This window comes from Bifidobacterium sp. CP2, assembly GCF_018555635.1.
Lineage (GTDB): Bacteria > Actinomycetota > Actinomycetes > Actinomycetales > Bifidobacteriaceae > Bifidobacterium > Bifidobacterium saguinibicoloris.
On record NZ_JAFEJX010000016.1, the window covers coordinates 1 to 26,115 of the forward strand.

Annotated in this window: 17 protein-coding genes; 12 read left to right on the top strand and 5 right to left on the bottom strand. The window is 58.7% G+C overall.

Annotated elements, in window-relative coordinates:
* The first annotated feature begins 151 nt into the window (after positions 1 to 151).
* The 3 genes from JS531_RS10020 to JS531_RS10030 all read left to right on the top strand — a co-directional run bounded on the left by JS531_RS10020 (position 152) and on the right by JS531_RS10030 (position 6,603).
* A complete protein-coding gene (locus tag JS531_RS10020; protein ID WP_214315626.1) occupies positions 152 to 1,918 on the top strand; it encodes a hypothetical protein in 1,767 nt (588 codons plus the stop codon).
* 148 nt (positions 1,919 to 2,066) lie between these two features.
* The gene (locus JS531_RS10025) at positions 2,067 to 5,960 is read left to right on the top strand and encodes an RICIN domain-containing protein (protein WP_214315628.1); all 3,894 of its coding nucleotides are present in this window, start codon (positions 2,067 to 2,069) and stop codon (positions 5,958 to 5,960) included.
* A 145-nt stretch (positions 5,961 to 6,105) separates the two neighbouring features.
* Positions 6,106 to 6,603: a hypothetical protein gene (locus JS531_RS10030; protein WP_214315630.1), complete on the top strand. Its 498-nt coding sequence runs from the start codon at positions 6,106 to 6,108 to the stop codon at positions 6,601 to 6,603.
* A gap of 118 nt (positions 6,604 to 6,721) precedes the next feature.
* Here the strand turns inward: JS531_RS10030 and JS531_RS10035 are convergent, their stop codons facing one another.
* The 3 genes from JS531_RS10035 to JS531_RS10045 form a co-directional block, all read right to left on the bottom strand.
* Positions 6,722 to 8,212, bottom strand: coding sequence for a glycosyltransferase family 39 protein (locus JS531_RS10035; RefSeq protein ID WP_214315631.1), 1,491 nt, complete (start codon positions 8,210 to 8,212; stop codon positions 6,722 to 6,724).
* Between the two features lie 228 nt (positions 8,213 to 8,440).
* Positions 8,441 to 10,687, bottom strand: coding sequence for a glycosyltransferase (locus JS531_RS10040; protein ID WP_214315633.1), 2,247 nt, complete (start codon positions 10,685 to 10,687; stop codon positions 8,441 to 8,443).
* Between the two features lie 66 nt (positions 10,688 to 10,753).
* Complete coding sequence (locus tag JS531_RS10045; RefSeq protein ID WP_214315635.1) at positions 10,754 to 12,052, bottom strand: hypothetical protein; 1,299 nt, start codon at positions 12,050 to 12,052, stop codon at positions 10,754 to 10,756.
* A gap of 225 nt (positions 12,053 to 12,277) precedes the next feature.
* Between JS531_RS10045 and JS531_RS10050 the strand changes: the two genes are divergently transcribed.
* Genes JS531_RS10050 through JS531_RS10060 form a run of 3 tightly spaced genes read left to right on the top strand, consistent with a single transcriptional unit; the run spans position 12,278 to position 16,448 of the window.
* A complete protein-coding gene (locus JS531_RS10050; RefSeq protein WP_214315672.1) occupies positions 12,278 to 13,114 on the top strand; it encodes an ABC transporter permease in 837 nt (278 codons plus the stop codon).
* Positions 13,114 to 14,397 carry an ABC transporter ATP-binding protein gene (locus JS531_RS10055; protein WP_214315637.1) on the top strand — a complete coding sequence of 428 codons (1,284 nt, stop codon included), beginning with the start codon at positions 13,114 to 13,116 and terminating at the stop codon, positions 14,395 to 14,397. Before JS531_RS10050 ends, JS531_RS10055 begins: the two co-directional genes overlap by 1 nt.
* Positions 14,398 to 14,402: 5 nt before the next feature.
* Entirely contained in the window at positions 14,403 to 16,448 is a 2,046-nt protein-coding gene (locus JS531_RS10060) for a glycosyltransferase (protein WP_214315639.1), read from the top strand.
* A gap of 114 nt (positions 16,449 to 16,562) precedes the next feature.
* Here the strand turns inward: JS531_RS10060 and JS531_RS10065 are convergent, their stop codons facing one another.
* Together JS531_RS10065 and JS531_RS10070 are read right to left on the bottom strand one after the other, a co-directional pair.
* Positions 16,563 to 17,822 carry a UDP binding domain-containing protein gene (locus JS531_RS10065; RefSeq protein ID WP_214315641.1) on the bottom strand — a complete coding sequence of 420 codons (1,260 nt, stop codon included), beginning with the start codon at positions 17,820 to 17,822 and terminating at the stop codon, positions 16,563 to 16,565.
* A 91-nt stretch (positions 17,823 to 17,913) separates the two neighbouring features.
* Positions 17,914 to 18,882, bottom strand: a complete 969-nt coding sequence (locus JS531_RS10070) for a sugar-binding domain-containing protein (protein WP_214315643.1) — start codon at positions 18,880 to 18,882, stop codon at positions 17,914 to 17,916.
* A 235-nt stretch (positions 18,883 to 19,117) separates the two neighbouring features.
* Here JS531_RS10070 and JS531_RS10075 point away from each other — a divergent pair, with 235 nt between their 5' ends.
* The 6 genes from JS531_RS10075 to JS531_RS10100 all read left to right on the top strand — a co-directional run bounded on the left by JS531_RS10075 (position 19,118) and on the right by JS531_RS10100 (position 26,095).
* Positions 19,118 to 20,095 (top strand): ABC transporter permease, encoded by a 978-nt coding sequence (locus tag JS531_RS10075; protein WP_214315645.1) that lies wholly within the window; start codon positions 19,118 to 19,120, stop codon positions 20,093 to 20,095.
* A 109-nt stretch (positions 20,096 to 20,204) separates the two neighbouring features.
* Positions 20,205 to 21,203 carry a substrate-binding domain-containing protein gene (locus JS531_RS10080; RefSeq protein WP_214315647.1) on the top strand — a complete coding sequence of 333 codons (999 nt, stop codon included), beginning with the start codon at positions 20,205 to 20,207 and terminating at the stop codon, positions 21,201 to 21,203.
* Position 21,204: 1 nt separating this feature from the next.
* On the top strand, positions 21,205 to 22,821 hold the full coding sequence (locus JS531_RS10085; protein ID WP_214315648.1) for a sugar ABC transporter ATP-binding protein: 1,617 nt from the start codon (positions 21,205 to 21,207) through the stop codon (positions 22,819 to 22,821).
* 28 nt (positions 22,822 to 22,849) lie between these two features.
* A complete protein-coding gene (locus tag JS531_RS10090) occupies positions 22,850 to 23,467 on the top strand; it encodes an SIS domain-containing protein (protein ID WP_214315649.1) in 618 nt (205 codons plus the stop codon).
* A gap of 160 nt (positions 23,468 to 23,627) precedes the next feature.
* Complete coding sequence (locus tag JS531_RS10095) at positions 23,628 to 25,208, top strand: FGGY family carbohydrate kinase (protein ID WP_214315650.1); 1,581 nt, start codon at positions 23,628 to 23,630, stop codon at positions 25,206 to 25,208.
* A 2-nt stretch (positions 25,209 to 25,210) separates the two neighbouring features.
* A complete protein-coding gene (locus tag JS531_RS10100; protein WP_214315651.1) occupies positions 25,211 to 26,095 on the top strand; it encodes a ribulose-phosphate 3-epimerase in 885 nt (294 codons plus the stop codon).
* Positions 26,096 to 26,115: the final 20 nt, after the last annotated feature.

A 26,115-nucleotide genomic window follows, 5' to 3' on the forward strand; every position in this document is an offset into this window, starting at 1 on the left:
AGCGGTCATCGGATGCCCCCGCTCCCGGCGACAACACCCCCCGGATCATCAACGACAGGGCGAGACAGTCATACCGGAACCGGCGACCCGGCCCCGACCACCGGGACCTACCAAACATGGTAATGGGCTTGAGGCTGCGCAGAAAAAGCGTGTGCTCGTGCTGCTCTTGTTGGTAGTGTGGGCTATCGCGAGTATCCCAATGTTCATGACTTACTTGCCCATTACGGACGGTCATGACATTTTATTCCATCTGTACCGTATCCAAGGCATCGCGGATGGACTAAGGAACGGACAATTTCCGGTTCGTATGCAGTATGTGCAACTTGATGGTTACGGGTATCCTGTGTCCATTATGTATGGGGATATATTTCTTTACCCCTCTGCGATCCTGCACATACTGGGGCTGTCCGTCAACACTGCTTACAAGCTATTTGTGTTAGTGCTGAATTTGCTGACGGTGGTGACCACATTCGTTCTTGTAAAGCGTGTCTTCAAGTCCGATTTCGTCGCATTCGTGGGCGCTGCCTTATGGACACTGGCTCCTTACCGTTTGGAGGATGTGTATCTCCGCGCTGCTGTGGGTGAATACACGGCGTTGTTCTTTTTCCCGATACTTCTGTATGGCTGGTATGCAATCGTGTATCCGGGACTCAGCAAGCATCCATGGATTTGGACTTCCATTGGCGCCTCCGGCATCGTCCTGTCTCATGTAATCAGCGTGGTGCTTGTAGCTGTTCCCATGGTGGTGCTTGTTGTAGTTGGTATCCGGGTCAATTGCACGAAAACCATGTGGAAACAGTTGGCTTTATCAGCAGTGTGCTCGGCGGGGCTTTGTCTTTGGTATGTAGTGCCATTTTGGGATTATTACCGTAGTGTCGATATGAAAGTCACGCAGATTGATGCTGCTGAGAAGGTCGGCAGCGCAGCAGCCAACGCAGTACAGCCGGCGCAGCTATTAATGTTCTTGGTGCCGATGCGTGGCGGCAGTGACGGTGATGTCAATCGAATTTCTCAAGATATGCCCTTTGCACTTGGCTGGTCGTTGTTGTGCGGCCTTGTTGTGTTCGCCGCACTGATAGCACTGAGGAAAGCCGTGTGTGGAAATCAGCAGAAGCGAATGCTTGATGTAGGTGGCATTATGGTTGCGGCGAGCATGGTCGCATTGTATTGCTCGATGACCGTGTTTTATTGGCGTATGAACCGCTTCGCCTTGTGGAATAAGCTGATTGCGGTGTTGTCGTCCATTCAATTTCCGTGGCGGTTCCTCGGTGTAGCGTCTGCTTTGCTGGTTGTGGTATCCTGCGCTGCCATCTATTGCTTACTCCTTAATAAGGATTTTGCGATATGGGGACGAAGGGCCGGGGCGCTGATGGTAATTATCGCCGCATGCGAAGCCGGCTTCGCTACAACCAGCTGGATGCAGAATTCCATTTCATCCAGTCCTTTCTCCGATACGGTAGATAATCATGCTGCTTCATATGGGGTGATGAGCGGCGAGTATCTTCCTGCCGGTTTTGACGTTGCTTATTTGGATAGACATTCGGCTGTTCCTACGAGCACGAAAGTGAGTATCGGACAGTACATACAGCGTGATGGAACCGTCGATTTGACGGTTTCCGCATCTTCGCGCGGCACGGTAACGTTGCCGTTACTGATGTATCCGTATTATCATGCCGTTACAAAGTCTGGTGATGAGTTGATGCTTACGGCGTCACGTAATGGAATGATGCAACTCCACGTGCCCAATGGATACAAAGGTACGGTGCATATCGCCTATACGGAGCCTCTCGTATGGAGATTATCTGAAGTTGTTTCAGCCTGTGCGGTCGGCGGCTTGCTTATGTATGGCGTATGGGTGCGGCGAGAATTCTGCGAATGGCATAGGCATAAGCCCCGTTCAGAGGTTGTTACCCGCTAGATTTGCGATACACGTTTCTTGCGGGGTGGCTGAATGATGAACAAAGGAGGCGGCTCTCACGTAGTGAGAGCCGCCTCCTCGCCATATGGGCGGTTGTCGACTTGCCGTCGCATGATATAGCGGAACCGAGAGATGGAGAACCATAACCATGATGTATAAACACGGTCTGTCCCATGCGATGAAGGGGCTTGCCGCGGGGCTGTCGGTCATCTCGATGCTGGCTGTCACCGTGTGCGTTCCCGCGTTGGCTGTGGAAGGCACGGCAACCCAGCCGCAGACGACGCAGATGGAGTCTTCTTCCACAGATCCTTCGACTTCCGCAAGTCCCACTCAGGAGGGGACAGAAGGCGCAGCTCCTTCTGATACGGGAGACTCAGCCTCCACATCGACGACCGAGGGAAACACGTCATCCCAGACGAATTCCGCCGCCGATGGCTCACTCAACGGCATGCAGCAATCCGCGCCCCGGCAGCAGACGGAACAGCCTCAGGCGCAAAGCGCTGATACCGCGACCAGCAAGCTGAATGCCTTGGCGGCTGCGAACAAGGATCTTGTCCCCTCTGGTGAATACACCATCTCCAGCGCGCTGAACACCGATCTGGTGCTGGACGTGGCCGGCGGCGACACCCGTTCCGGTTCCAACGTGCAGATCTACACGGACAACGCCACCGCCGCTCAGCGCTGGAAGGTCACCAACGACAACGGGTATCTGACCATCGTCAACGAGAAATCCGGCAAAGCGTTGGATGTGGCTTGGGGCAGCAACCAACCTGGAGCCAACGTGCAGCAGTACACGTCCAACAACTCGCAGGCGCAGCGGTGGATCGCCGTCCCCAATGGTGATTACGTCACGTTGCGTTCCGCGGTTGACCCTTCCAAGCAGCTCGTCTTGGATGTGACCGGTGGCAACGCCCGCTCCGCAGCCAACGTGCAGACGTTCACCGGCAACGGCACCAAGGCTCAGCAGTGGAAGTTCGAGACGCCGCGGCCGAGCATGGCGGACAGGCTTGATAGTCTCGCCGCTGCGAACAAGGACGTGGTGAGCGCCGGTGAATACACCGTCTCCTCGGGACTGCGCTCCACCTTGGTGCTGGACGTCTCCGGCGGCAGCAAGTCCAATGGTGCCAACGTGCAGAACTACGAGGATAACGCCACTGCGGCACAGCGTTGGAAGGTCGTCAAGGACTCCAAGGGTTACCTGATGCTCATCAACAAGGCGTCCGGCAAGGCGTTGGACGTGGCCGGCGGCAGTGCTGCCAGCGGTACCAACGTGCAGCAATTCGCTTCCAACGGCAGTCGTGCGCAGAAATGGATCGCCATTCCCGTAGGTAACAAGGTCGTGCTGCAGTCCGCCATCGCGGTGCTGCATCCACCGGTGTTGGATGTGGCCGGCGGCAGCGCCAAGTCCGGTGCCAACGTGCAGGTGTATACGCGCAATGATTCCAACGCCCAGCAATGGACCTTCGAGGCGCCCCGTCCCGGTTTCGACAAGCGACTTGACCAGCTGGCAACTGACAACAAGGGCACGATTGCCCCGGGCACCTACAGCATCACGTCCGCGTTGAGCGCCAATCTCTCTCTGGATGTGGCCGGTGGCAGCACTGGCAACAGTGCCAACGTGCAGATCTACACGGACAACATCACTCCGGCGCAGCGTTGGAAAGTCACCCAAGACGCCACCGGCTACCTGACCATTACCAATGAGGGATCGGGCAAAGTCCTGGATGTGGATAACGGCAATAATAAACCGGGCACCAATGTGCAGCAGTTTGTGTCCAACGGTACCCGTGCGCAGAAGTGGGTCGCCATCCGTACTGGAGACAACGTCATCCTGCGGTCCGCACTCGTCAGCGGTAATACAGCAAGGGCTTTGGACGTGGCCGGTGGTACCGCCAAGTCTGGTGCCAACGTGCAGATTTTCACAGCGAACGGCACCGTCGCGCAGCAGTGGAAGTTCGTCGCGTTGCCCGAGGTCAAGGCGCCAATCCGCACTTACTGGAACAAGAACCTGTGGTTGGGCCGCCCCACGGCTACCGCCGTCACCACCGAAGGCGGATACAAGCAGACGTTCCAGAACGTCGTGGTGTACTACCGTTCCTCCTCGCAGTCCGTGTTCTCCGTGCGCGGTGAGATCCTGAACAAATACAACAGCCTCAACGCCGAACAGGGAGTCCTCGGCTTCCCCACCGGCGAAATGAAGACCGACAGCACCAAGCACGCGCAGACCCAGCAGTTCGAGCGCGGGCAGATTGCATGGTCCCGGAACAACGGTGCCTTCACTCTGCAGGGCGACATCGCGGCATTCTGGACCGAACACCAGTCCGGCCCTTACTGGGCGGGCTACCCCAAGTCCGATGCCACCACGCAAGAGGACGGCTCCGCCACTCAGACTTTCGAACAGGGCACGCTCATCAGCGACGTGAACCACACCGCCGTTCCCAGCATCTGGACCCGCTGGACCAACGAAAATGGAGCGGATGGCGCTCTTGGTAAAGCCGCGGACAATATCGTGGTGCAGCGTACCGATGGTAGTTACGTCAAGCAGTTCGCCAACGGCATCATCGCGGCCACGTCCAACACGGACGTCGACGCCACACACGTGGTCAGCGGCGAAGTCTATACGTACTGGCTGAAGCATCAGACCCTCGGCGACCCCACCAGCGAGCTGACCGACGTCAGGTCCGGCTCTTGGCAGTCGTTCACTGGAGGCACCGTGTACGTCTCCGCAAAGTACGGCACGCACGCAGTGCGTAGTCCCATTCTGGAGAAGTATGTTTCACTTCAGTCCGAGCGGGGAACGCTTGGGTATCCGACCTCCGAACAGCGTTTGCTGAAGGGTGGGGTATCCCAGTCTTTCCAGCATGGTGAGATTCATTGGTCGTCTGCCACTGGGACGCACTTCACGCGTGGTGCGATTCAGGATTACTGGAAGACCAATGGCGGACAAACAGGCTGGTTGGGATATCCGACCACGGATGAGACGACCGGCCTGCGTGACGGTGGTGCTTCCCAGCGTTTCCAAGGCGGTACCGTGTTCAAGGCTCCTCAGACTAGTGCGCATGCCGTGAAAAAATCCATCCTCAAAAAGTATGCCGATATCGGTTATGAAAACAGCACCCTTGGGTATCCGACGTCCGAGGAAAACAACCTCGGTAGTGGCGTGTCGCAGGTTTTCCAGCATGGTGAGATTCATTGGTCGTCTGCCACTGGGGCGCACTTCACGCGTGGTGCGATTCAGGATTACTGGGCGGTTAACGGTTGGCAGGCAGGCTGGTTGGGATATCCGACCACGGATGAGACGACCGGCCTGCGTGACGGTGGTGCTTCCCAGCGCTTCCAAGGCGGTACCGTGTTCAAGGCTCCTCAGACTAGTGCGCACGGTGTGACTGCATCCATTCTGGCGGACTATGCATCCCGTGGTTTCGAGAACAGCTCGCTGGGGTACCCCACCTCCGAGGAGTACGACTATGGCAAGGGCCGCGCTCAGAACTTCCAGTACGGCAGGCTGGTGTGGAACGGCTGCGGCAAGCGTGGATGGCAGAACCCCGCCGGATTCTTCCAGGTGAGCTCCTGCGACGTCTCCGTGCCGCAGAACGGCAAGTTCGGCTACGCCTCACCCTCCCGCATCGGCATGAGTGCCACGCGCGAACAGGCCGTGGAGGCGATGATCAGCCGCGCCTACGACTACCTCGGCACCCGGTACGTGTGGGATTATGCGCTTCGCCCCGGCGAAGGCGTGGACTGCGCCGGACTGGTCATGCAGTCGCTGTACGCCACCGGCATGAACCTCGGCGACTATAACCCCTCCGCCCACTGGTACGATCCGTACCACAGCCATGACGCCAACAACATGGCCGGCGACCGCAGGTTCAAGTCCGTGGGACTGAATGACCGCAGGCGCGGCGACCTGCTGTTCTGGCCCGGTCACGTGGCCATCTACCTCGGCAACGATCAGATCATCGAGGCATGGCCCGGACAGGTGCGCACCGCCAACATGTGGGTGCACGGCACGCCCACCGTGGTGAAGCGCCCGTTCGTCTGATCCTCGGACCGCGCGTAGTGTTGAGGCCGGGCGACATCCCCGATGTCGCCCGGCCTCAACACTACCTACCGTTCCATTCCTTCGTAATCGTCCGTCCAATCAACCAAGTCTTCCAACCATCACCAATCAGGAAAGCCCCACATTCATGTCTTCCGAATCGTCCAATACCACCGCATCGCACACCGTCCGCAACCGCATCATCGCAACGGTCGTCGCCGTCATCGTCGTCGCGGCCATCGCAATCGGCATCATCGCATTCAAGAACCATTCGGCCGCACAACGGCATGCGACGCCGCAGCCGAACAACCAGCCGGCGGACGTATCCCCGCTGCCCAGCAAACTGCAGCAAACGGTGAAGGCATGCGACCCGCACACCGACTTCAACTCCTCCGACAACACGAAGGAATCCCTCATCGCCGACGGCGCCGGCAAATCCCTCACCCTGCTGTCCGGATCGCAATCGGACTTCACCACCTTCGACTGCGTGGCGAAACAGCTCGACATGCCCGCGGACGACATCACCGCCATGACCTCCAAACAGGACCAGCCGGACCAGCAGACCTTCACTTGGGACGGACTCACCGCCAGCTGGATCTACAACGCCAACAGCGGACTCAGCCTCACCATCACCGCGGCTGAGTGATTCGAACGATTGTGGTAGTGAAGGGGAAGAAAAGCGGATATTCCATACCGCCGCGCTGAGGTGGATATCGGATTAAATGTGTGAGGCGGACTATATGGGGAATATCCGCCTCATCTCGTTACCTTTCGACGTTCACTCGCGGTATCGCTTTCTCTATGACCTTTGTTGCTGCTGAGGAGATGATTTGGATACCTGCGCCGGCTAGCGGAAGCATCAATATATATGCTGGCATGATGTATTGAGATTGCGCTTCCCAGAATAGGTACAGGATAGCCACTCCTACAGGCGTGATAATGATAGGAATCAGCTGGGCCTTTATTGTTTTCCAGTTCCTAACAAGATATGCGAAACAACCTGCAAGAATCAAGAATTGTAGTCCATCCATGGCTGCGAGAATCAGCTTATGGAGCTTCCCGTAATATATAGAACGCAACACAGGACTGATTGAGCGTTCGGACATTATCGGGCGATCGGCGCCATGGCTGGACCAGTTGCTCGCCAAGAGAGATTCGTATAGAGGATCAGTCCATTCGGAAGTAAATTTACGGGAAAAGAAAGTCCAAGCGTATGCGGGATCATTTGCAAATTCTGATATCGACTGCTTTATTGACGAAATCGATTCTTCTTTGATGACATGCTGGTCGTAATCTTCGGGATTCCATTTCAGAGGATATCCATTATACCACCCGTAATTATTGGAAGATTCATCCGAGGGGCGTTGCGTACCCATGGCGAACCAGACGGTTTTGGGCTCTCCAATGTTCGGATTCAGATTGAGATAGTAGGCACTGGCCCCCACGGCGAGTCCAGGCAGCAAATAGCAGATGCATGCCAGTAGGAGACACAGAACATCCTTCAAACTATGCTCCTTGAGCGCATGGATTATCCATGCCGCTACCATTGCCGCCAGAACGTAAATCATGCTTGACTTGAATGTGAGGCCAAGAGCAACAAGGCCAAGGGCGATGATTGCCTGGAGTAACTTGCCTGTGTTGAAATACTTGACTTGGAATAAAACCGCTCCGGCGATGAAAGGCAAGCTTATCGTGTTGCCATAGGCAAAGGTCACGTAGAAAATCAAGGGGAGGAATGTAAAGCCGAGTAACAGAGTAGTGTTCGTGTAGGCGGCGTTACCGAACAAAGCGTCCGTTATTCTGCCGATCAGCACCAGTGTTGCGGCGACACAGATGACGTTAATGACTTCGAAAGCGAGATATGCGCCTTGTCCAAAAACAAATAGCAGGACTCTGTCGACAATGACCAGGGGAATCTGATAAGGGAACCGTTCCAAATATCCGCCGGGGCAAAGAATCCACGAAACCTCATCTCCTGGGCATTGCAGCTGCAAGTTGGGGTCACTTGTCGCTTCCGCTGCTTTCAGAACATACAAGGGATCCCACTCAGGCCATACGTTGGCCATTGCAATCCAAAATACGCCCACTAATGCGCTATAAAAAATAAGTGCAAGCGAGAGTTTCTTCGTGTTAATTCTTGCTAGAAGGCCTTTCTTGTCGAGATAAGCTACAACGAGTATTGCCAAGACCGAAACAATCGTTACCTTCCACCAGCCCTTAGTCGTAAACTCGACATTATAGGTGTAATTCGGCATAGTGGTTGTCACTATGAACGACAGAAGTCCCGTAATGGCAAAAAAAGCTATTGCTATCCAGACTGAAATCTGAGTGAGGACTTCTCCTATTGTCGCAAGTACGCGGGTAGCCTTTGTCGGTTGCGGTATATTCATTCGGTCATTCACCTATTAATGTCGTGTATAAAACATGTTTTACATACGTTGGGGCGCACACATATCGCAGTGCGCGCCCCCAATACGCCTTGTTCAGTGTGTTCTCTTGCCCAGTCGTGCCTTAGCCTGCGCTTGCGCAATCAGATTAGACGGCGAGAGTTTCTTCACCGTCTCGACAATCGTTTCGCCTGTCTTGAAACGCGTGGAGTTTCGAATATCGTTGATCTCCTTATCGAGCTCAAACAAAATATTCTCATCTCGCAGAACGCGTTCTTCGAGCCAGAGATTCAGGTTCGGACTAAACACGATTTTCTGGAAGTCGTTGAAAGCATCCGCGTCATAGAAATACAACGCGCCATGGTCTTTTACATCCAGAAGGTTCACAACCTTCTCTTGGTATGTGGACAGATACTTTTCGATATGCTCAGGCGTGTATCGACCATAGATGTCCTGCATGAATGCGGTCAATATCGCGTTAAGGTATCCGCGCTCAAACTTGTCGTACAGGCCCTGAGTGTGAAGTACCTCACCGAACTCAAGAACGGATGGCATGATGGGATCCGTTTCGCTGGAATACGGGATGTTCTTCACCAAGGCCAGCCAGAATGCCGATCCGACCTGCTGACGTTGCACATTACGAATCTTCCAATCCTTTTTCAGATCCAGGAAGGCGATCTTATCGGCATGCAGGAGTGTTTGGCCGGCAAACCCGTAAAGCGCATTGGTGACGTCGGAGCTACTCGCAGTGATATGGTTTTCCTTGAGGAAGGCCGTCCTGTACAAGCGCAGCCAGCTGAATGTCCTGTTCAGCGTGAACATCGCATCCGGAATATCCGAAGCCTGGAACGGGCCATAAATCGGGCCTCGAGTGGAGTCAGGGGACTCAACGGCGGAGGAAGGCAGAGCCAGATTCAGCGAGCGCATGCGATTCAGCAAATAGTCGGCGTGTGCGTTGCCATCATCCGGCAGTGCGACGTCCGCTTGTGCCTTCTTTGCGCCGGCGACGCTTGCATACAACATCTTCTCGCCGATGACGTAGTTCGATGGGACGAATATCGTGTACTCGCCATGAGCGTTCTCGATGGCTAGCCGAATCTGCTCGGCAAGCTTGAGATGCTCACCATTGCCTGTGCCCGCCGCACGGCTGGCGTTCAACTTGACAACGAATCGTCTATCCTTCTGTGCGAAATTGTCGGCGATGTTCATCGTGCTGTCCTGGGAGCCCTCATCGATTAGGATGAACTCACAGGACAGACGATTGAACTTTGCGTATGATTCCAGCGTCTCCACAATCCACGAGCGGGCATCCTTGGTAAGTAGCACGATGGACAAATCCGGATGTGCGTTGACCTCGTGATGCTTGGCCTCATACGATTCGCCCATGAAATCCATGTAGTAGTCAAGGAATTCCGGACGCAGATTGTCCATGAGGAACACCTCGTTGCGGTCCATGGATTCGAACACCTCACGGATGAGCTTGCGGACCTCGGGGTTCTTGTCGTCATAGCCGAACTCGCCAATGACGGATGTCACGTAATCGAACTCGCGGGAATAGAACGCGTGCAGGACTGGCCGTGAGATACGCTGTTCATCAAGGAACTCACGCATGTCGCGAAGACGGTCGAAGGGGAGACGGAAATCCTTCAGGAACGTGGATGCCCCCGGATTCGTTTGACGATAATAGTAATACTGACCAGGCATCCACACGATACGGTCCGCCAGTACCATCGTCTCGGCGAAGAACGGGTTGTCGGTCCAACCTGCACCGGGAATCTGCTTGAACCGGATCTTGCGACCGGCCTTGTTGTCTCCGTTCAGAAAATCGCGACGATATACCGCCGACCAGATGGACGGATGATGATAGAACGGCTCGGTGAATTCGTCGAGAGTGAAATCGATACGACGCTTCGGCATGAAGCGGGCGAGGTTCGGAGCTTCCAGAGCCTCTGTATACGGTTCCCGTGCATCGTAGTACAGCCAGTATGAGCCCTTGATAACATCGACCTTGCCTTTTTCGGAACGGTCTGCGCTCAAAAGGTTCTCATACATGTTCGGGTCGATGAAATCATCGGGTTCCACGACACAGACCCAGTCGCCTTGGGCCATGTCAAGACCACGGTTGCATGTGGTGCCATAGCCTTCATTCTGCTTGTCGATCACCTTGAAGCGGGCGTCCTCGGCGGCGAAACGCTTCATGATGTCGATGGAACCATCTTTGCTTCCATCGGAGAACAGCAGGCATTCCCAATCCTCGAACGTCTGCTTGCGGATGGACTCCAAGCATTGGTCAAGGAAGCTCTCGACGTTGTAGATAGGTACGATAATCGATAGTTTAGGCATACTGTGATGGTACCGCCCCGACTGGAACTGCACATATGTGATGTTCCAGTCGGGGCGGTACCTGATTCAGCTACGGCGCAGCAGGCGACGTGTAAGCACCTTGATGAGATGAGGTGGCAACATCAGCACCTTGCCAATGCGGAATGCGTGCGAGGACTCGATTTCCTGCAATCGATGCTGAAGGCGGGCTTCAGAATCCTGCAGGGTTTGGAGCGCTGCTCGTACATTCCCCAACTCTTCCGAAGTCTGGTCCAGCCTGGTGGTCAATCTGGCTCGTTCATCCTCAAGATAATTTGCCCAGGACCAGGTCCTGTAGAAGCGGTAAGCGCCCCTTTCCGCGCTGAGTACGGAGAGCGTATAAGCCGAGGAGAAGGGCTCAATCTGTCGTTTATGAACGGACTGCAGTAATACAGGCAGCACACAATCGATGGAATAGCGATTAATGAAGGATTCGCGATTATGCGTGTGATAGGCGAGAGCTTGCGGATAATGAGTGATGATGTCGTCGGCAATATACTCGGCTGAGTGCTGGCTACCCCCTCGACCGGAGAAATTATTCTCTGCGGCTAACGCGAAATTACCATCATCAAGGTAGCCAAATCCTCCGAAATGATCATAAACGTACACCGGAATCCCGGCGGTCAGACAATACTGTACGGTTTTCCCGATGGTAATCACCGCGTCGTAGCCGCTTAGTCTCTCTGGCGTGACTAATGTGGGGCGTCCCCCCCCCTCACCAAAATGAGCCACTTCGATTCCTCTGGACTCCAGAAGCGCGGCGGCATCGTGTATCTCCTGTGGTGCGTGATTGGAGACGATGAGAACGCGCTTAAGGGTTTGTTCGGGCATATCGTGATGCAGTTCGGAGAATGCCGTTGGTGCGGGATTCGGGAACAAGGCATGCGGAGGAATTACATCGAAGTAGGGAAGGATTTTGCGCTCGACTTCGGGCGCGATGGTGAGTACCAGTGAGGCCAGACGTTCTTCAAGCCCATAGATGTACGGGAACTCGTCCGCAATTTTGTCTAAGGCAGACATGTGGTTGAAGATAAAAGCGGGGAGGGTTTCCTGAACGGGATGCTTAAGTTCTTCTACTAGGGAGAGGGGAAGCACCTGGCTGTTCAACCAGATGATGTCATAGTCTGCCAAATGAAAATCATGATTCTCGTCGTCAATTACCTTCAGATGACGTTCCTCGAACAGACTGCGTACAGGTTCTGCATACTCACTGCAGAAAACAGTGACGTCCGCGCCTTGCTGTTGAAGATAGTCGGCGAGTTCTAGGGTCAGGACGGTGGATCCCATAAGACGTTGAATGAATACGTGCGTTATTAATATGCGTTTGCCCTTGATGATGTTGTCCATGAGAGCGTCCTTTCCTAAATGGGTGCCTTCATTCTAAGAGGTATGGGCGTCTGCATCCGGGTGATTTCGACATTGACGATTAGACTGAATCAAGGAAGCCTTCTCCGATTAACTCGAAACACTGATGGAGAAGGCTTTCATATTGTGGAGGTTCGTTGGGAGTAGCGTGTACAGTCGTCTCACCGGCTCGTGCCGATAGAAACCCCGTTGTTAGAATAGGTGACCGTGCAAGAACTCGTAAGCAAGCTGAAGGCCCGCTATGACTATGCGTGGGTCGTCCTCCAAGGACTGGTGAAGACTGATTTCCGGCTCCGCTATCAGGGGTCCTTCCTCGGCATCGCATGGTCCGTGCTCAAGCCGCTCATGATGTTCTGCGTCATGTACGTGGTGTTTGGCAAATTCCTGCGCATGTCTGATGGTACCCCCACATACCCGGTTGTGCTGCTGCTGGGCATCAGCTCGTGGCAGTTCGTCACCGAGTCCACGAACACTGGTCTTCGGTCGGTGGTTGACCGTGGCGATCTGCTGCGTAAGATTCATTTCCCGAACTACATTGTGGTGGTTTCCGCCACTGTGGGTGCCATGATTAGCTATGCCATCAACCTTTGCGTGGTGTTGCTGTTCGCGTTGGTTTCGCGCGTCGACTTCACATGGCGGGTGGTACTGGTCCCCATCAACATCATCCAGCTGTATGCGGTGACGCTTGGCTTGACCCTCATCATGGCCACCATGTACGTATACTTCCGAGACATCGCGCACATCTGGGAAGTGCTGCAGCAGCTGGTCTTCTATGGCATGCCGATTATCTACCCGCTCAGTTACGTCATCAACCGTGGCGGCATCTATGCGGAGCTGGCTCGTTTGGAGCTCATCAATCCCTTTGCCCAGACCATTCAGGATATCCGACATAATCTTGTTGCTCCGGATACCCAACCGACTGTGTGGAACACGTTGGATAATCCAGCATTGCAAGCTATTCCTGTGGTCCTGACCATCGCGTTGCTGTGGTTGGGTGTTTATCTGTTCCGCCGCAACAGCCGTAAATTTGCAGAGGTCATGTGATGTCGAACCAACTTTCCAATAACGTCATGGAGAATCCGGTCGTTCTCTCAGTGGAACACGTGTCCAAGGTGTTCAAGCTGCCTACGGAACAGGCCACTGGTCTGAAGCAGGCCTTCATCAACTGGACCAAGGGCATCAAGGGATATAAAAAGCAGCAGGTGCTGAAGGATATCTCCTTCGAGGTGCATCAGGGCGAATTCTTCGGCATCGTTGGCCGCAACGGTGGTGGTAAGTCCACTCTGTTGAAAATCATTTCCCAGATTTATTGCCCAGAAACCGGCAGCGTGACGGTCAATGGCAAGCTCGTGCCGTTCATCGAACTCGGTGTGGGCTTCAACCCGGAGCTCACCGGCCGTGAGAACGTGTACCTGAACGGTGCGTTGCTCGGCTTCACCCATGAGGAAGTCGACGCCATGTACGACGACATCGTGGAATTCGCCGAGCTCGAAGAATTCATGGACCAGAAGCTCAAGAACTACTCTTCCGGCATGCAGGTGCGTCTCGCATTCTCCGTGGCCATCAAGGCACAAGGCGATATCCTCGTGCTCGATGAGGTGCTCGCCGTGGGCGACGAGGCGTTCCAACGTAAGTGCGACGATTTCTTTACCGAAATCCGCAAGGATCCCACGAAGACGGTTATTCTCGTGACCCACGATATGAATTCGGTTAAGAAGTATTGCACCCGCGCCATGATGATCAAAGACGGCGAGGTCGCCGCCATCGGCGACAAGGAGACCGTGACCAGCAAGTACACCCTTGAGAACCTGAACGCGGAGAAGAAAGAGCAGGAGCGGAACCGCAAAGAGCAGCTCGCCAAGCACCAGTACCCCTCGGGACTGAATGAACGCTGCCCGCTCCTCCGCACGTTCGCCGTGGAAGACAAGGTGTACAAGAGCACGGACACCTTCCGGTTCGGCGTCGAATACCAGTATGATGAACCTGGTGATTTCTATCTGGCAATCGCCATGCATGACATCCGTCGAGGCGGCATCACGTATGACACTGGTGCCAAGACAATCAAAATGACGGAGCATGGTCACCGGACCGTGTATTTCGAGCTGCCTCTCACACTGTTCAACAATGGCGAGTTCCGCTTGTTCACCTCGTTGAGGACGCCGAGCCCGGTGGACCCATACAACACAGACATGGTCGCGGTCGCTGTGGATGACAACGCATGCACGTTCGTCATCCGAGACAATCGCAATCGCGATTATGCGCTGCTCAGTGATCGGGCGTTGACCATCAAGCAAATCGACGAACCTGAAATCGCCACCAAGGAGTGATCGTCATGACGAACACTGTTGAAACCACCACGTGGGAATCCGTGGTCCGTGTCGTCTACCCTACGCAGGATGTGGATCAGGTATGGCCGCTGTATGCGCTCGACTGGACGCAGCCCATGCTCTCGGACGCCACTCTTGAATTCGGCATCGACATGCGCCAGCTCAACCTGGACGGCATGAACCAGTCCCAATTCCAGCGGCTCATCCGGCGTGGGCTCACCGGCAGCAAAAGCACCGGGGCCACAAAGGCCACGTTCCGGTTCGTCAATCGTGACGAGCTGCTCGTGCGTGCGGGCATGAAGACCTCCACATGCACGTTCTTCAACGCGTTCCCCGCAGGCCACTGGCGTCGTTGGACGCGCGTGGACGTCATGCGGTTCGTCGCTCGTGCCAAGGGACAAGGCAGCATCAGCCTCAACCGGTCGGATGGCCGCGGACTCCTGTTCCCCGCCGGCAGGATCAGCGTGGACAGCGTTGACGGCTGGCAGGACATCGCCATCGAAATCCCCATGACCGACCTCATGGACGGCGGCTTCTTCTGGTTTGACGCCGAAGCGGAATCCGGCATCGACCTGCACATCGCGGACGCCGCATGGCAGGCGCCTGTCGCCAAACGTACGACGGATGGCAATACCAAGCTCTCCATCGCCATAACCACGTTCAACCGCGCGCCCTACTGTCTCAACCAGCTCAAGACCATCAGCAAGGCGACGGCGTTGCGCGAACGCCTCGACACCATCTACTGCACCGACCAAGGTACCGATCACGTGAGCGACCAGACCGACTACCTGGCCGTCGCTGACGAACTCAGCAGCCAACTCACTTACATCCGCCAACGCAATCTCGGCGGCTCCGGCGGCTTCTCCCGCGGCATGTACGAAACCGTGAAACACGGCACCAGCGCCTACTGCCTCCTGCTCGACGATGACGCCATCAGCGAACCGGAAGCCATCCTGCGCGCCGTCCAATTCGCCGACTACGCCATCAAACCCGTGCTCGTCGGCGGCGGCATGCTCCACCTCGACAACCGCACCATGCTCTACACGCAAGGCGAACGGTTCGATTGGCAGCGCATGTGGATGAAGCCATCCCTCGAACTTGGCTACAACCACGACTTCGCCGCCGAACCCCTGCGTGACACGCCCGAACGGCATCAGCGTATCGATGGCGACTTCAACGGCTGGTGGATGTGCCTCATTCCCGTCGCCGCCATCAAGGCCGTCGGGCTCTCCCTGCCCGTGTTCATCAAATTCGACGACATCGAATACGGCGTACGCGCCAAGCGGGCTGGTTTCCCCACCGTCTGCCTGCCCGGCGTGGCCGTATGGCATCAGGCATGGCATAGCAAGGATCCCGCCCGCACCTGGGAGGAGTACTTCTTCGTGCGCAACCGGTGGATTGCAGCGCTGCTCCTGCAACCCGAACGCCCCTTCAACCGGATGATGCTCGAATTCATGTACGCGGACGCCGTCCTCGGCATGCGGTTCATCTACTCCGGCATGGCATTGCACCATCAGGCGCTGAAGGACATCCTGCGCGGGCCGCAATACATCGTGGACTCGTTCCCCACCAAACTTGCCGAAGTTCGCGAGCTGCGCGGCAAGTACGCGGACACCCAGACCAAACCAAGCTTCGAGGACTTCCCCGAACCGGACCGCGAATACGTGTCCGCCCGCCGCCACCCCACGGGCACCAAGTACCGTCTCAAGAAGGCGCTGAAATACGTGACCGGCAGCATGCTCTCCAACGAGAACGACGGCAACGCCGAACGCCCGGACATGGCCATCCCCGCCCAGGACTCCTACTGGTGGACGTGGGTGTCCGCGGGACATCCGCGCTCCGTGCTCGTCACCTCACCGGACGGCAACTCCGTGGCATGGCTTAAGCGCGACGACAAGCTTTTCCACAGGAACATGTGGGAGGGGTACCGCCTCGTCAAGCGCATCCTGCGCAATTGGAAGCGTCTTGCCGCCCAGTACAAGGCCGCCGATCTGACCTCCATGAATACGTGGGCGAAGATCTTCGGCGACAGCCCGGCGAAGGGCGAATGACGCCTGTGGGCATGTCTGACTGATTGCCGTTTCCGGACTGTATGTGTCTCCTGCGCTGGAGGCCGGAAACGGCAATCAGATTCTCTTGGGGGTGGTTTCCCACCGCAGGTCCAATCAGTCCCTTCGGAACAGATCCCTCGTGTAGACCTTGTCGCTGACGTCGGCGAGGTCGGCGTTCCAGCGGTTGGAGATGATCACGTCGGCGTCGCGCTTGAACGTGTCCAGATCGTGGGTGACGGGGCTGCCGAAGAAATCGGGCTTGTCGAGCGTCGGCTCGTAGACGAGCACATCCACGCCCTTCGCCTTGATGCGCTTCATCACACCTTGGACGGCGGACTGGCGGAAATTATCCGAACCGGACTTCATCGTGAGCCGGTACACGCCCACCACCGGACGCTCCTTGCCGGCGGCGCGGGCAGTGTCCACCAGCTGCAGGACCTCATCGGCGATGAAATCCTTGCGCGTGGTGTTCGAATCCACAATCGCCTCGATGAGGTTCTGCGGGACCGTGTCGTAGTTGGCGAGCAGCTGCTTCGTGTCCTTCGGCAGGCAGTAGCCGCCGTAGCCGAAGCTCGGGTTGTTGTAGTCGTCGCGGATGCGCGGATCCAGACACACGCCCTTGATGATCTCGCGCGTATCCAATCCGCGGCTCTCCGCATACGTGTCCAATTCGTTGAAATAAGCCACGCGCAACGCCAGATACGTGTTCGCGAACAGTTTGATGGCCTCCGCCTCCGTGGTGCCCACCACCAATTCCGGAATACCCGTGGAACCATCCGGATTCGTGCGCTCGGCCTCTTCGGGCGCCGCGCCCTGTGCCAGCAGACCGACGAACGTGTGCGCGGCCTTCACCGCCTCCGCATCATCCTGCGGGGCGCCCGCCACGATGCGGCTCGGATGCAGATTGTCGTACAGGGCATGGCCCTCACGCAGGAACTCCGGGGAGAACAGGATGCGCCGATCGCCGAGCTTCTCGCGGATCTGCGCGGTGTAGCCCACCGGAATCGTGGACTTGATGACGATCCACGCGGTCTCGTCATACTTGCGGATCGCGGCGATCGCCGCTTCCACGCTGGACGTGTCGAAATAGTTCTTCCGCGGATCATAGTTCGTGGGGGTCGCCACCACCGCGAAATCGGCACCCGAATACGCCTGCTCGGCATCCAGCGTGGCCTGGAAATCCAGCGGACGCTCGCCGGACTTGTCCGCATCCAGAAACGCGGTGATCTCCCTGTCCACGATCGGGCTCCTGCCGGCGTTCAGCAGCTCCACCTTCTCCGGCATGATATCCAGCGCATGCACCTCGTTATGCTGCGCCAGCAACAACGCCACCGACAACCCCACATAGCCCGTACCGGCAACCGCAATCTTCATATCACTGACCTTCTCTGTCCGCGTTTCGTTCTGGGAACCAGCATAGTCGAACGGGCGCGGTTGCAGGTCTGGTCCTGTCACGGGGAAGCGGCTATGCGGTCTTCCGCTGGTGGATGTGCGTGGTAATCCGGGGGCCGCCGAGCAGCGCATGGGCCACGTCCTCGGTGGTGATGAGGCAGGTGGGGATGCCGGTGCGGCAGATGGCCAGGATGGCGTCGGTCTTGTCCTTGCCGCCGGCCACCACCACCGTGGTCGGGGTGGCGAGCAGATCGTCGATGCCCACGGAGATGCGGCAATCGTTGATCGGCAGATCCAGATAATGTCCTTCCGCATCGAAGAACATGCCCGAAAAGTCCGCCGTAGCGCCGACGGAATCCAATAGCTTGATATCCGCGGCGGACATGTGCTGGATGAGCTGGGTGACGCGGGTGTTCCACGCACCCACGGACAGGAACGCCAGGTCGAGCTTCGAATAGTAGGAGAGGGTCTCGGCCGCCGCCGGCTCGGTCTTCGCCGCGGCCGCGGCCTGCGGGGAACTGGAGAACAGCGGCGCGAACAGGGCCTTCGCCTGCGAATCCGTGTTCTGACACATATGCGTGAGAATCGCGATGGGCGATTGGGAAGGATTGTTGCCCACCACGCCCGTCAGCTGCACGAACGTGGCGCGCGGCAGATCATGCACGTGTGTGGCGATGGGCATGAGCGTACGTCCCCAAGAGAAGCCAACCACCTGCCCCTCCCGCAGATGCGTCTCCAAGTACCGGGCCCCCGCGCGGCCCATCGAGTCCCGCTCGGCCTCCATATCCCTGCTGGACGGCACGATGATCACCTCATCCAGCAGCAGATGCTGCCGCAGTTGCTCCGCCAGCGCAGGGCTGATGGGGGAGTCGGCGTGGATCTCGATGGTGACCACTCCCGTCTCCTTGGCCTCGGTGAGCAACCTCGCCACCTTGAACCTCGACATCCCCAGCGCCTGGGCGATCTCCGACTTGGTCTCGTCAAGCATGTAGAAGCGGTTGGCCACATCGGCCAGCAACTGTAGGTGAGCCGGGCTGCTCATGATGTCTCTCCTTGATGTTCCGGTCCCCTCATATTCGCAGGAGGGTCCGCCAATACCTCGTTGTATGTCGACACGACCAGCATAGCGCTCATATGAGCGACACGCAAACCATTGACTTGTCATATGAGCGGCAATATGATTTTCATACGAGCGAAAGAGATTGCTCGTATGAGCAAATGCAAAGGAGCTTTCTATGAAGACTCGGCGTCGAGCACCACAGGAACTCGGTGTTCTCGTGGTGGTTCTTCTGGTGGCGGTGATCATGGGAGCGCTCTCCCCGGAATTCCGCACCGCAGGCAACATGGAAGTGCTGCTGCTGAACGGATCGGTGGTCACCTTCCTCGCCCTCGGCCAGACCTGCGTGCTGCTGACCGGCGGCATCGACCTGTCCGTCGGATCCAACATCGCATTCACCGGCATGATGGCCGCCCTTGCCATGCAGGCGGGAATCCCATGGTGGGGCGCCGCGCTGCTCGCCATCCTCACCGGCGTGGGCGTCGGCCTCTTCAACGGACTGGTCATCCACTACGGGCACATGCCGCCGTTCATCGTGACCTTCGCCACCTTCGGCATCTCCGCCTCCATCCCCAAGATCCTCACCCAATCGAAATCCATCACCGTGGTCGACCCCATGTTCGCCTTCTTCGGACGCGGCAAGATCTTCGGTGTACCGCTGCCCATCCTCATGGTGCTCATCGCCGCCGTCATCATCGGCGTGGTCCTCAAGAACACCGCGGTAGGTGTCCACGTCTACGCGGTGGGCGGCAACGCGGACACGGCACGCCTGTCCGGCATCTCCGTGGCCAGGACCACCGTCTTCGTGTACGTCGTCTCCGGCATCACCGCGGCATTCGGCGGCATCATCACCACCTCCCGCCTGATGGTCGGCTACCCCACCGCAGGCTCCGGAACCGAACAGTTCTACTCCATCGCCGCATCCGTGGTCGGTGGCGTCAGCCTCTTCGGCGGCGTCGGCACCATCCTCGGCGCCTTCATCGGTTCCCTCCTCATCGCCGAAGTCTCCAACGGCATGAACGTCATCGGCGTCGACAGCTACTGGCAGCCGCTCGTCATCGGCGTCATCATCCTCGTCGGCGTGCTGTTCGACACCAACAAGTCCCGCTTCTCCCTCGGACGCAAAACCAAGGGAGATGGCAAAACCGTAACGGAAGGAACGGAGAGCAGGAAGGGAGGAACGCCACAACCCGCATAGACGCGGCCAACACCATCTATAAGTGCCCCCACGGTCCACAACGAACCGACGGACCGAACCGGACGACAAGACAACCCACCCGTGAAACGACATGATGCAAAGGAGAATCATGAACACCACAGCCAAGAAAGTCCTCGGCGCATGCGCAGCCGTGCTGATGCTCACCCAGATGGCCGCGTGCCAGGCCGTGAACACCGGCACCTCGGACAACAAAACCACCGAGATCAGCGTGCCGGACTCCTGCAAGGAAGACGGAGCCCTCATCGCCGTGCTCCTGCCCAACCGCACCAACCCCTACTACGTCTCCATGACGCAAGGCTTCGAAGACGCCGCCAAGAAAGCCGGCATGAAGGCCGAAGTGCAGATCGCCGAAGACGATGACGCCAAGCAGCTCTCCCAAGCCGAGGCCGTACTCCAGAAGAAGCCGTGCGCCGTGGCCCTCAACCCCGTGAAATCCGAACCCGCGGCCGCCACGGTACGCAAGGCCAACGAAGCCGGAGTCCCCGTCTTCGACGTGAACATGCCCGTCGACGAGGACGCCATGAAGGCGCAAGGCGCCAGCATCGTCCAATACCTCGGCGCCAACAACGAGGAAGGCGGACGCCAGGTCGCCAAGATGGTGCTCGACGACATGGGCTCCGACGCCAAACTCACCATTGGCCTCGTGGCCGAACCCGACGAAGTCTCCGCCGTCACCCGAGACAACGGTTTCAAGGACGAGATCTCCGCCAACAAGAACGCCAAGGTCGTGGCCGAAGTGGACGGCAACGTGAAGATCACCGACTCCCTCAACGCCACCGCCGACATGCTCCAAGGCAACCCCGACATCAACGTCATCTTCTCCTCCACCGGCCCCGGCGTGCAAGGTGCGCTCGAAGCGGTGAAGGCCTCCGGTAAGGACGTCAAGGTGTACGGGTTCTGCGCCGCCGAACTCTCCCTCACCGACGCCTACTCGGGCTGCGTGGCCCAGGAGCCGTACGACTACGCGCAGCGCGTCGTCGAACAGATCGTGAAGTTCAAGAACGGCGACAAGGTCGAGAACGAGATCCTGAGGCCACTCAAGGCCTTCAAGACCGGTGAGACCCCCGCCGCCGGAGAGGTAGGCTGACATGACCCAGGACGCATCCAAGGGCACGGCGAACCAGGCCGCCCGGAACTGCTACGAGGCGATCAACATCGAAAAGGACTACTCCGGAGTCCCCGTGCTCTTGGATGTGTCCCTCCGCCTCCACCCCGGAGAAGTGGTAGGCCTCGTCGGCCACAACGGCGCCGGCAAATCCACCTTCCTCAAAGTCCTCTCCGGCGCGCACAAACAGAGCGGCGGCGAACTCAGAATCGACGGCGAGCCGGTCTCGTTCTCCAGCCCATCCGACGCCATCGCCAAAGGCGTCTCCACCGTCTACCAGGAGCTCTCGCTCCTACCCAACCTCACCGTGGCCCAGAACGCGTGGCTCGGACGTGAACTGCGCACCCCGGGACGCACATTGGACAAGAAGGCCATGAAGGACGCCACCGCCAAACTCGTGGCCGAATTCGGGCTCGACGTCCAACCCGACGCCCTTGTCGGCACCTATCCCGTGGCCATCCGCCAGCTGCTCGAAATCGCCATCGCCTGCAGCAGGGACACCAAATACCTCCTCCTCGACGAACCCACCACCGCGCTGGAAGGCGACCAGGTCAACGTGCTGCTCGACTACCTTGGCCATCTCGCCAAGGAACGCAACATCGGCATCCTCATCGTCAACCACAAACTCGACGAACTCTACCGGGTATCGGACCGCATCGTGGCCCTCATGAACGGCAAGGTCGTCATCGACGCACCCACCGCCGAAGTGGACCGTCACGCGGTCGTCGCCGCCATCGCCGGCGCCGAATACGCCGACAAGGCCATCGGCGCGGAAGGACTCCAACGCCGCTCCGTCCCCGACGATGGCAAAATCACCCTGCAGGTACACGGGCTGGCCGGCGGACTCCTCAAAGGCGTCGACCTCGAAGCCCGCGCCGGACAGATCCTCGGCATCTACGGACTCGCCGGCGCCGGACGCACCGAAACGCTGCGCGCCATCGCCGGCATCAACCCGGCGGCGGAAGGCGACATCCTCGTGGACGGCGAGCCATACCACGCCAAAACGCCATCCGACGCCATGAAACGCGGCATCGCGTTCCTCACCGAGGAACGCAAGAAAGACGGCATCGTCCCCCTGATGAACAGCTACCAGAACGCCGGCCTGCCGGTGCTCGAACGCTACACGCGCGCCGGCATGCTCAATAAAGCCAAGATGACCGCCGACACCGCCGCCATCCTCAACCAACTCGACCTCAAAGGCGACCCCGGCAAACCCATCGTCTCGCTCTCCGGCGGCAACCAGCAGAAAGTCCTGCTCGCCCGCGCGCTCGCCCAGCATCCGCACATCCTGCTGCTGGACGAACCCAGCAAAGGCGTGGACATCGGCGCCAAAGAGGAGATCCACGAGATCCTGCGCAAACTCGCCCACGAGCAAGGCATGACCGTCGTCATGGTCTCCTCCGAAGAGGAGGAAGTGCTCGAAGTCTCCGACAAGATCCTCGTCTTCGGCGAAGGACGCGTACTCGCCGGCCCATACGACGTGGCCGACATGACCGCCTCCCAGCTCAGACGGCTCGCCTGGGGCGAATCCGACGACCGGAACGCCGCACCCGCGCAGACTTCATCTCCACAAACCTCATCCGCACAGACCGCAGCCTGAACACCACACATTCGGAAGGAACAACCCCATGGACACCATCAGCGGACCCCAACTGCTCGACATCGCCCGCAACGCCGCCGAAATCGAAGGCAAAGCGGTACTGGAAGTCGTCGGACAGATCGACGAATCCATGCTCGCCACCATCGACATGATCGAACGGAGCACCGGCAAAGTATTCGTCACCGGAGCCGGAACCTCCGGCACCATAGCCCACCGCTTCGCCCACCTGCTCAGCGTATCCGGCACGCCCGCCATCTACCTGCACGCCATGGACGCGCTGCACGGCAGCATGGGCGCAATCGAACCGAACGACGTGATCATCACCATCTCCAAAGGCGGCGAATCCGACGAAGTCAACCAACTCTGCCGCCTGCTCAAAGAAAAAGGCGTAGGCGTCATCGGCATCGGCGAACACGCGGAATCCACGTTCGCCGGCATCGTCGACATCTTCGTGCTCCTGCACACCATCGACGGCGCCGACCCATACAACAAGCTCGCCATGGGCTCCACCCTCGTGGCCGAAGCTTGGGGCGACGCCCTGGCACGAGCGCTCATGGTGGTGCACGGATGGGACGAGGAATCCTCCCTCAAACTGCATCCGGCCGGAGCCGTCGGCAAATACGCCAAGGAACATCACGTGTTCTGACGGGGTTTCGGGCGGCTGATGGCCGTTTCGGGTGAATGTCTCGGGCGGCTGATTGAGACGGCATCCAGCACGATCCGCAATACTGGGCGAGACCGGCGGACGCCGGTGTGAACGGCGGCGGCGCATGACGCATGCGCCGCCCGACTATGGAGGTTCGACGATGAGCGTCATGGGCATCGACCTATCCACACAATCCTGCACCGTGGAAGTGCGGGCCGAAGACGACTTCCGCGTCATCGGCACGGCGCGCAGCCCGCTGCCCGCCACGCATCCGCCGGTCTCCGAACAACGGGCTGAGGATTGGTGGAGCGCACTGACGCAGTGCATGCGCATCCTCGCCGGCGACGGCGCGGACCTGCGGGACATACGGGCAGTCAGCGTCTCCGGGCAATGCCACGGACTCGTGGCGCTCGACGGGGCCGGCCGAGTGATCCGCCCGGTGAAACTCTGGAACGACACCACCGGCACGCCGCAAATCGAACGGCTGCTGGAACGGTTCGGCACCGAATACTGGATCACGCGCACCGGCTCATACCCCACCGCCGCATTCACCATCGGCAAACTCGCATGGCTCATCGAACATGAACCGGACACCATCAGACGCATCCGCCACATCCTCCTCCCGCACGACTACATCACCTGGAGGCTCACCGGCGAATACGTCACCGACCGCTCCGAAGCCTCCGGTACCGGATACTTCAACTCCGAAACCAACACGTACGATTGGCAGCTGCTGCGCGACTGCTTCGGCGAGGAACTGGAGGACCTGCGGCAGCTGAGCGGATTGAGTGGATTGGACGGGACGGATGGGTTGGACGGTCTGGACGGACCGGAACCGCACGACGCGTTGCAGGACATGCTGCCGCGCGTGGAAGCGCCGGAACACGTGGCCGGTCTGCTGACCGCCGAAGCCGCGGAAGCACTCGGACTGTCCGCCGGCATCCCCGTGGGTGTGGGCGGTGGCGACCAACACATGTCCGCCGTGGGCCTGGGCATCGTGCCCGGCGACGTCGTGCTCTCCATGGGCACATCGGGCGTGGTGTTCACTACATGGCAGCAGCCCATCCACGACCTGTCCGGATGGGTCAACGGCGTGGCCGACGCCGCCGGCGGATGGCTCCCGCTCGTCTGCGTGCTCAACTGCACCAAAGTCACCAACTGGATGGCGACTCTGCTGGGCGTCAGCGTGCAGGAACTCGACCGCATGGCGCTCTCAGGGGACGACGCGCGCATGCCTGTCATGGCCGCATACCTCGACGGTGAACGCTCCCCATCCCTGCCGAACGCGCAGGCGGCGCTCGCCGGCATCGGCAACGAAGTGAGACGCGAGGACATGGCGCGAGCCGCCTTCGCCGGCGTGGCCTGCGGCATGATGCGAGGCCTCGACGCACTCGAACACTGCGGCGTGGAACTCGACGGCACACTCATCATGTGCGGAGGCGGAGCCCACTCGCTGACCTACCGTCAGCTCTTCGCCGACTACACCGGCAAACCCGCATTGATCGTGGATGCCGAGGAAGCCACCGCGCGAGGCGCCTGCGTACAGGCATGGCATCTGCTGCACGGGACCGAGTCTGGACGCGGAAGCCTGCGCGGCACCGCACGGAAACTACGGCCCGCCGTGACCGGAGAGACCGCACCACGTGCGGATGCGCCGCGATGGGCGGACGTCAAGGAACGGTACCTGCGCGTGGCGGGATTCGCCGCCGGATACGCAGGATACGGGAAGAAGGGGGCGTGATCATGTGCATCGGCGAGACGGTTATGGAACGTGTCGGTTTGCAGTTCAACGACGCAATGGACGTCGGAACGGAAGGGAGTGCATCGACACGGATCCGCCGGACAGATCGGGCGGAACGAACGATGTTTGACGAAAACGAGACCGAGACCGGGCGTGACGAAACCGAACGCATCGAAATCGGACCGTCTTTGCTTGCCGCCGATCCGCTGGCGTACGGTGACGCCATCGATTCCGTACGCACCGCGGACTATCTGCACGTGGACGTGATGGACGCGCACTTCGCCAAAGACCTGAGCTGGAGTCCGTCCATGGTGACGGCGTTCGTGAGGCGCTCGCGGATTCCGGTGGAAATCCATCTCATGATGGACGAACCAATGCAATGGATCGAGCCGTATCTGCATACCGGGGCGAAGCGCATGGTGCTGCACGTGGAATCATTGGCGCCGGACGAGCTGCGTTCCGCGCTGGAGCTGGTGCACGCGGGTGGATGCGAGGCCGTGCTTGCATTCTCCCCCGCCACTCCGCTTGAGATTCCTCCCGCCGTGGCGGACCTGCTCGACGGGGTGATGATCATGGGCGTCGTCTCCGGCGAAGGCGGCACCGGGCTGCTGCCGGACACCGCGGCGCGGGTGACGCGGATGCGGGAATTGCTCGGAGGCTGTGGTCGTGGTTGCGGTTCCGGCGCTGATGGGCAATCCGGACTTGGCGTTGACGGGCGAGCCGTGGTCGCCGTGGACGGGGGAGTGAAGCTCGCCAACGTCGCGTCCCTCACGCGGGCTGGCGCCACACGATTCGTGGTCGGCACGGACATCTTCCGGCACGACGACCATGCCGGACGCATCGCCGCACTTCGCACGGAAGCGGGCGGTTGCAGGCGCTGCGAGTGACGGACGGGGCGGCGCTGGCC

Bases quoted from the DNA above. Each gene is read 5' to 3' on its own strand.
- JS531_RS10080 (WP_214315647.1), top strand. From the start codon at position 20,205: ATGAACACCACAGCCAAGAAAGTCCTCGGCGCATGCGCAGCCGTGCTG.
- JS531_RS10060 (WP_214315639.1), top strand. From the start codon at position 14,403: ATGACGAACACTGTTGAAACCACCACGTGGGAATCCGTGGTCCGTGTC.
- JS531_RS10040 (WP_214315633.1), bottom strand. From the start codon at position 10,687: ATGCCTAAACTATCGATTATCGTACCTATCTACAACGTCGAGAGCTTC.
- JS531_RS10095 (WP_214315650.1), top strand. From the start codon at position 23,628: ATGAGCGTCATGGGCATCGACCTATCCACACAATCCTGCACCGTGGAA.
- JS531_RS10100 (WP_214315651.1), top strand. From the start codon at position 25,211: ATGTGCATCGGCGAGACGGTTATGGAACGTGTCGGTTTGCAGTTCAAC.
- JS531_RS10025 (WP_214315628.1), top strand. From the start codon at position 2,067: ATGATGTATAAACACGGTCTGTCCCATGCGATGAAGGGGCTTGCCGCG.
- JS531_RS10090 (WP_214315649.1), top strand. From the start codon at position 22,850: ATGGACACCATCAGCGGACCCCAACTGCTCGACATCGCCCGCAACGCC.
- JS531_RS10065 (WP_214315641.1), bottom strand. From the start codon at position 17,822: ATGAAGATTGCGGTTGCCGGTACGGGCTATGTGGGGTTGTCGGTGGCG.
- JS531_RS10035 (WP_214315631.1), bottom strand. From the start codon at position 8,212: ATGCCGAATTACACCTATAATGTCGAGTTTACGACTAAGGGCTGGTGG.
- JS531_RS10055 (WP_214315637.1), top strand. From the start codon at position 13,114: ATGTCGAACCAACTTTCCAATAACGTCATGGAGAATCCGGTCGTTCTC.
- JS531_RS10070 (WP_214315643.1), bottom strand. From the start codon at position 18,882: ATGAGCAGCCCGGCTCACCTACAGTTGCTGGCCGATGTGGCCAACCGC.
- JS531_RS10030 (WP_214315630.1), top strand. From the start codon at position 6,106: ATGTCTTCCGAATCGTCCAATACCACCGCATCGCACACCGTCCGCAAC.
- JS531_RS10045 (WP_214315635.1), bottom strand. From the start codon at position 12,052: ATGGACAACATCATCAAGGGCAAACGCATATTAATAACGCACGTATTC.
- JS531_RS10085 (WP_214315648.1), top strand. From the start codon at position 21,205: ATGACCCAGGACGCATCCAAGGGCACGGCGAACCAGGCCGCCCGGAAC.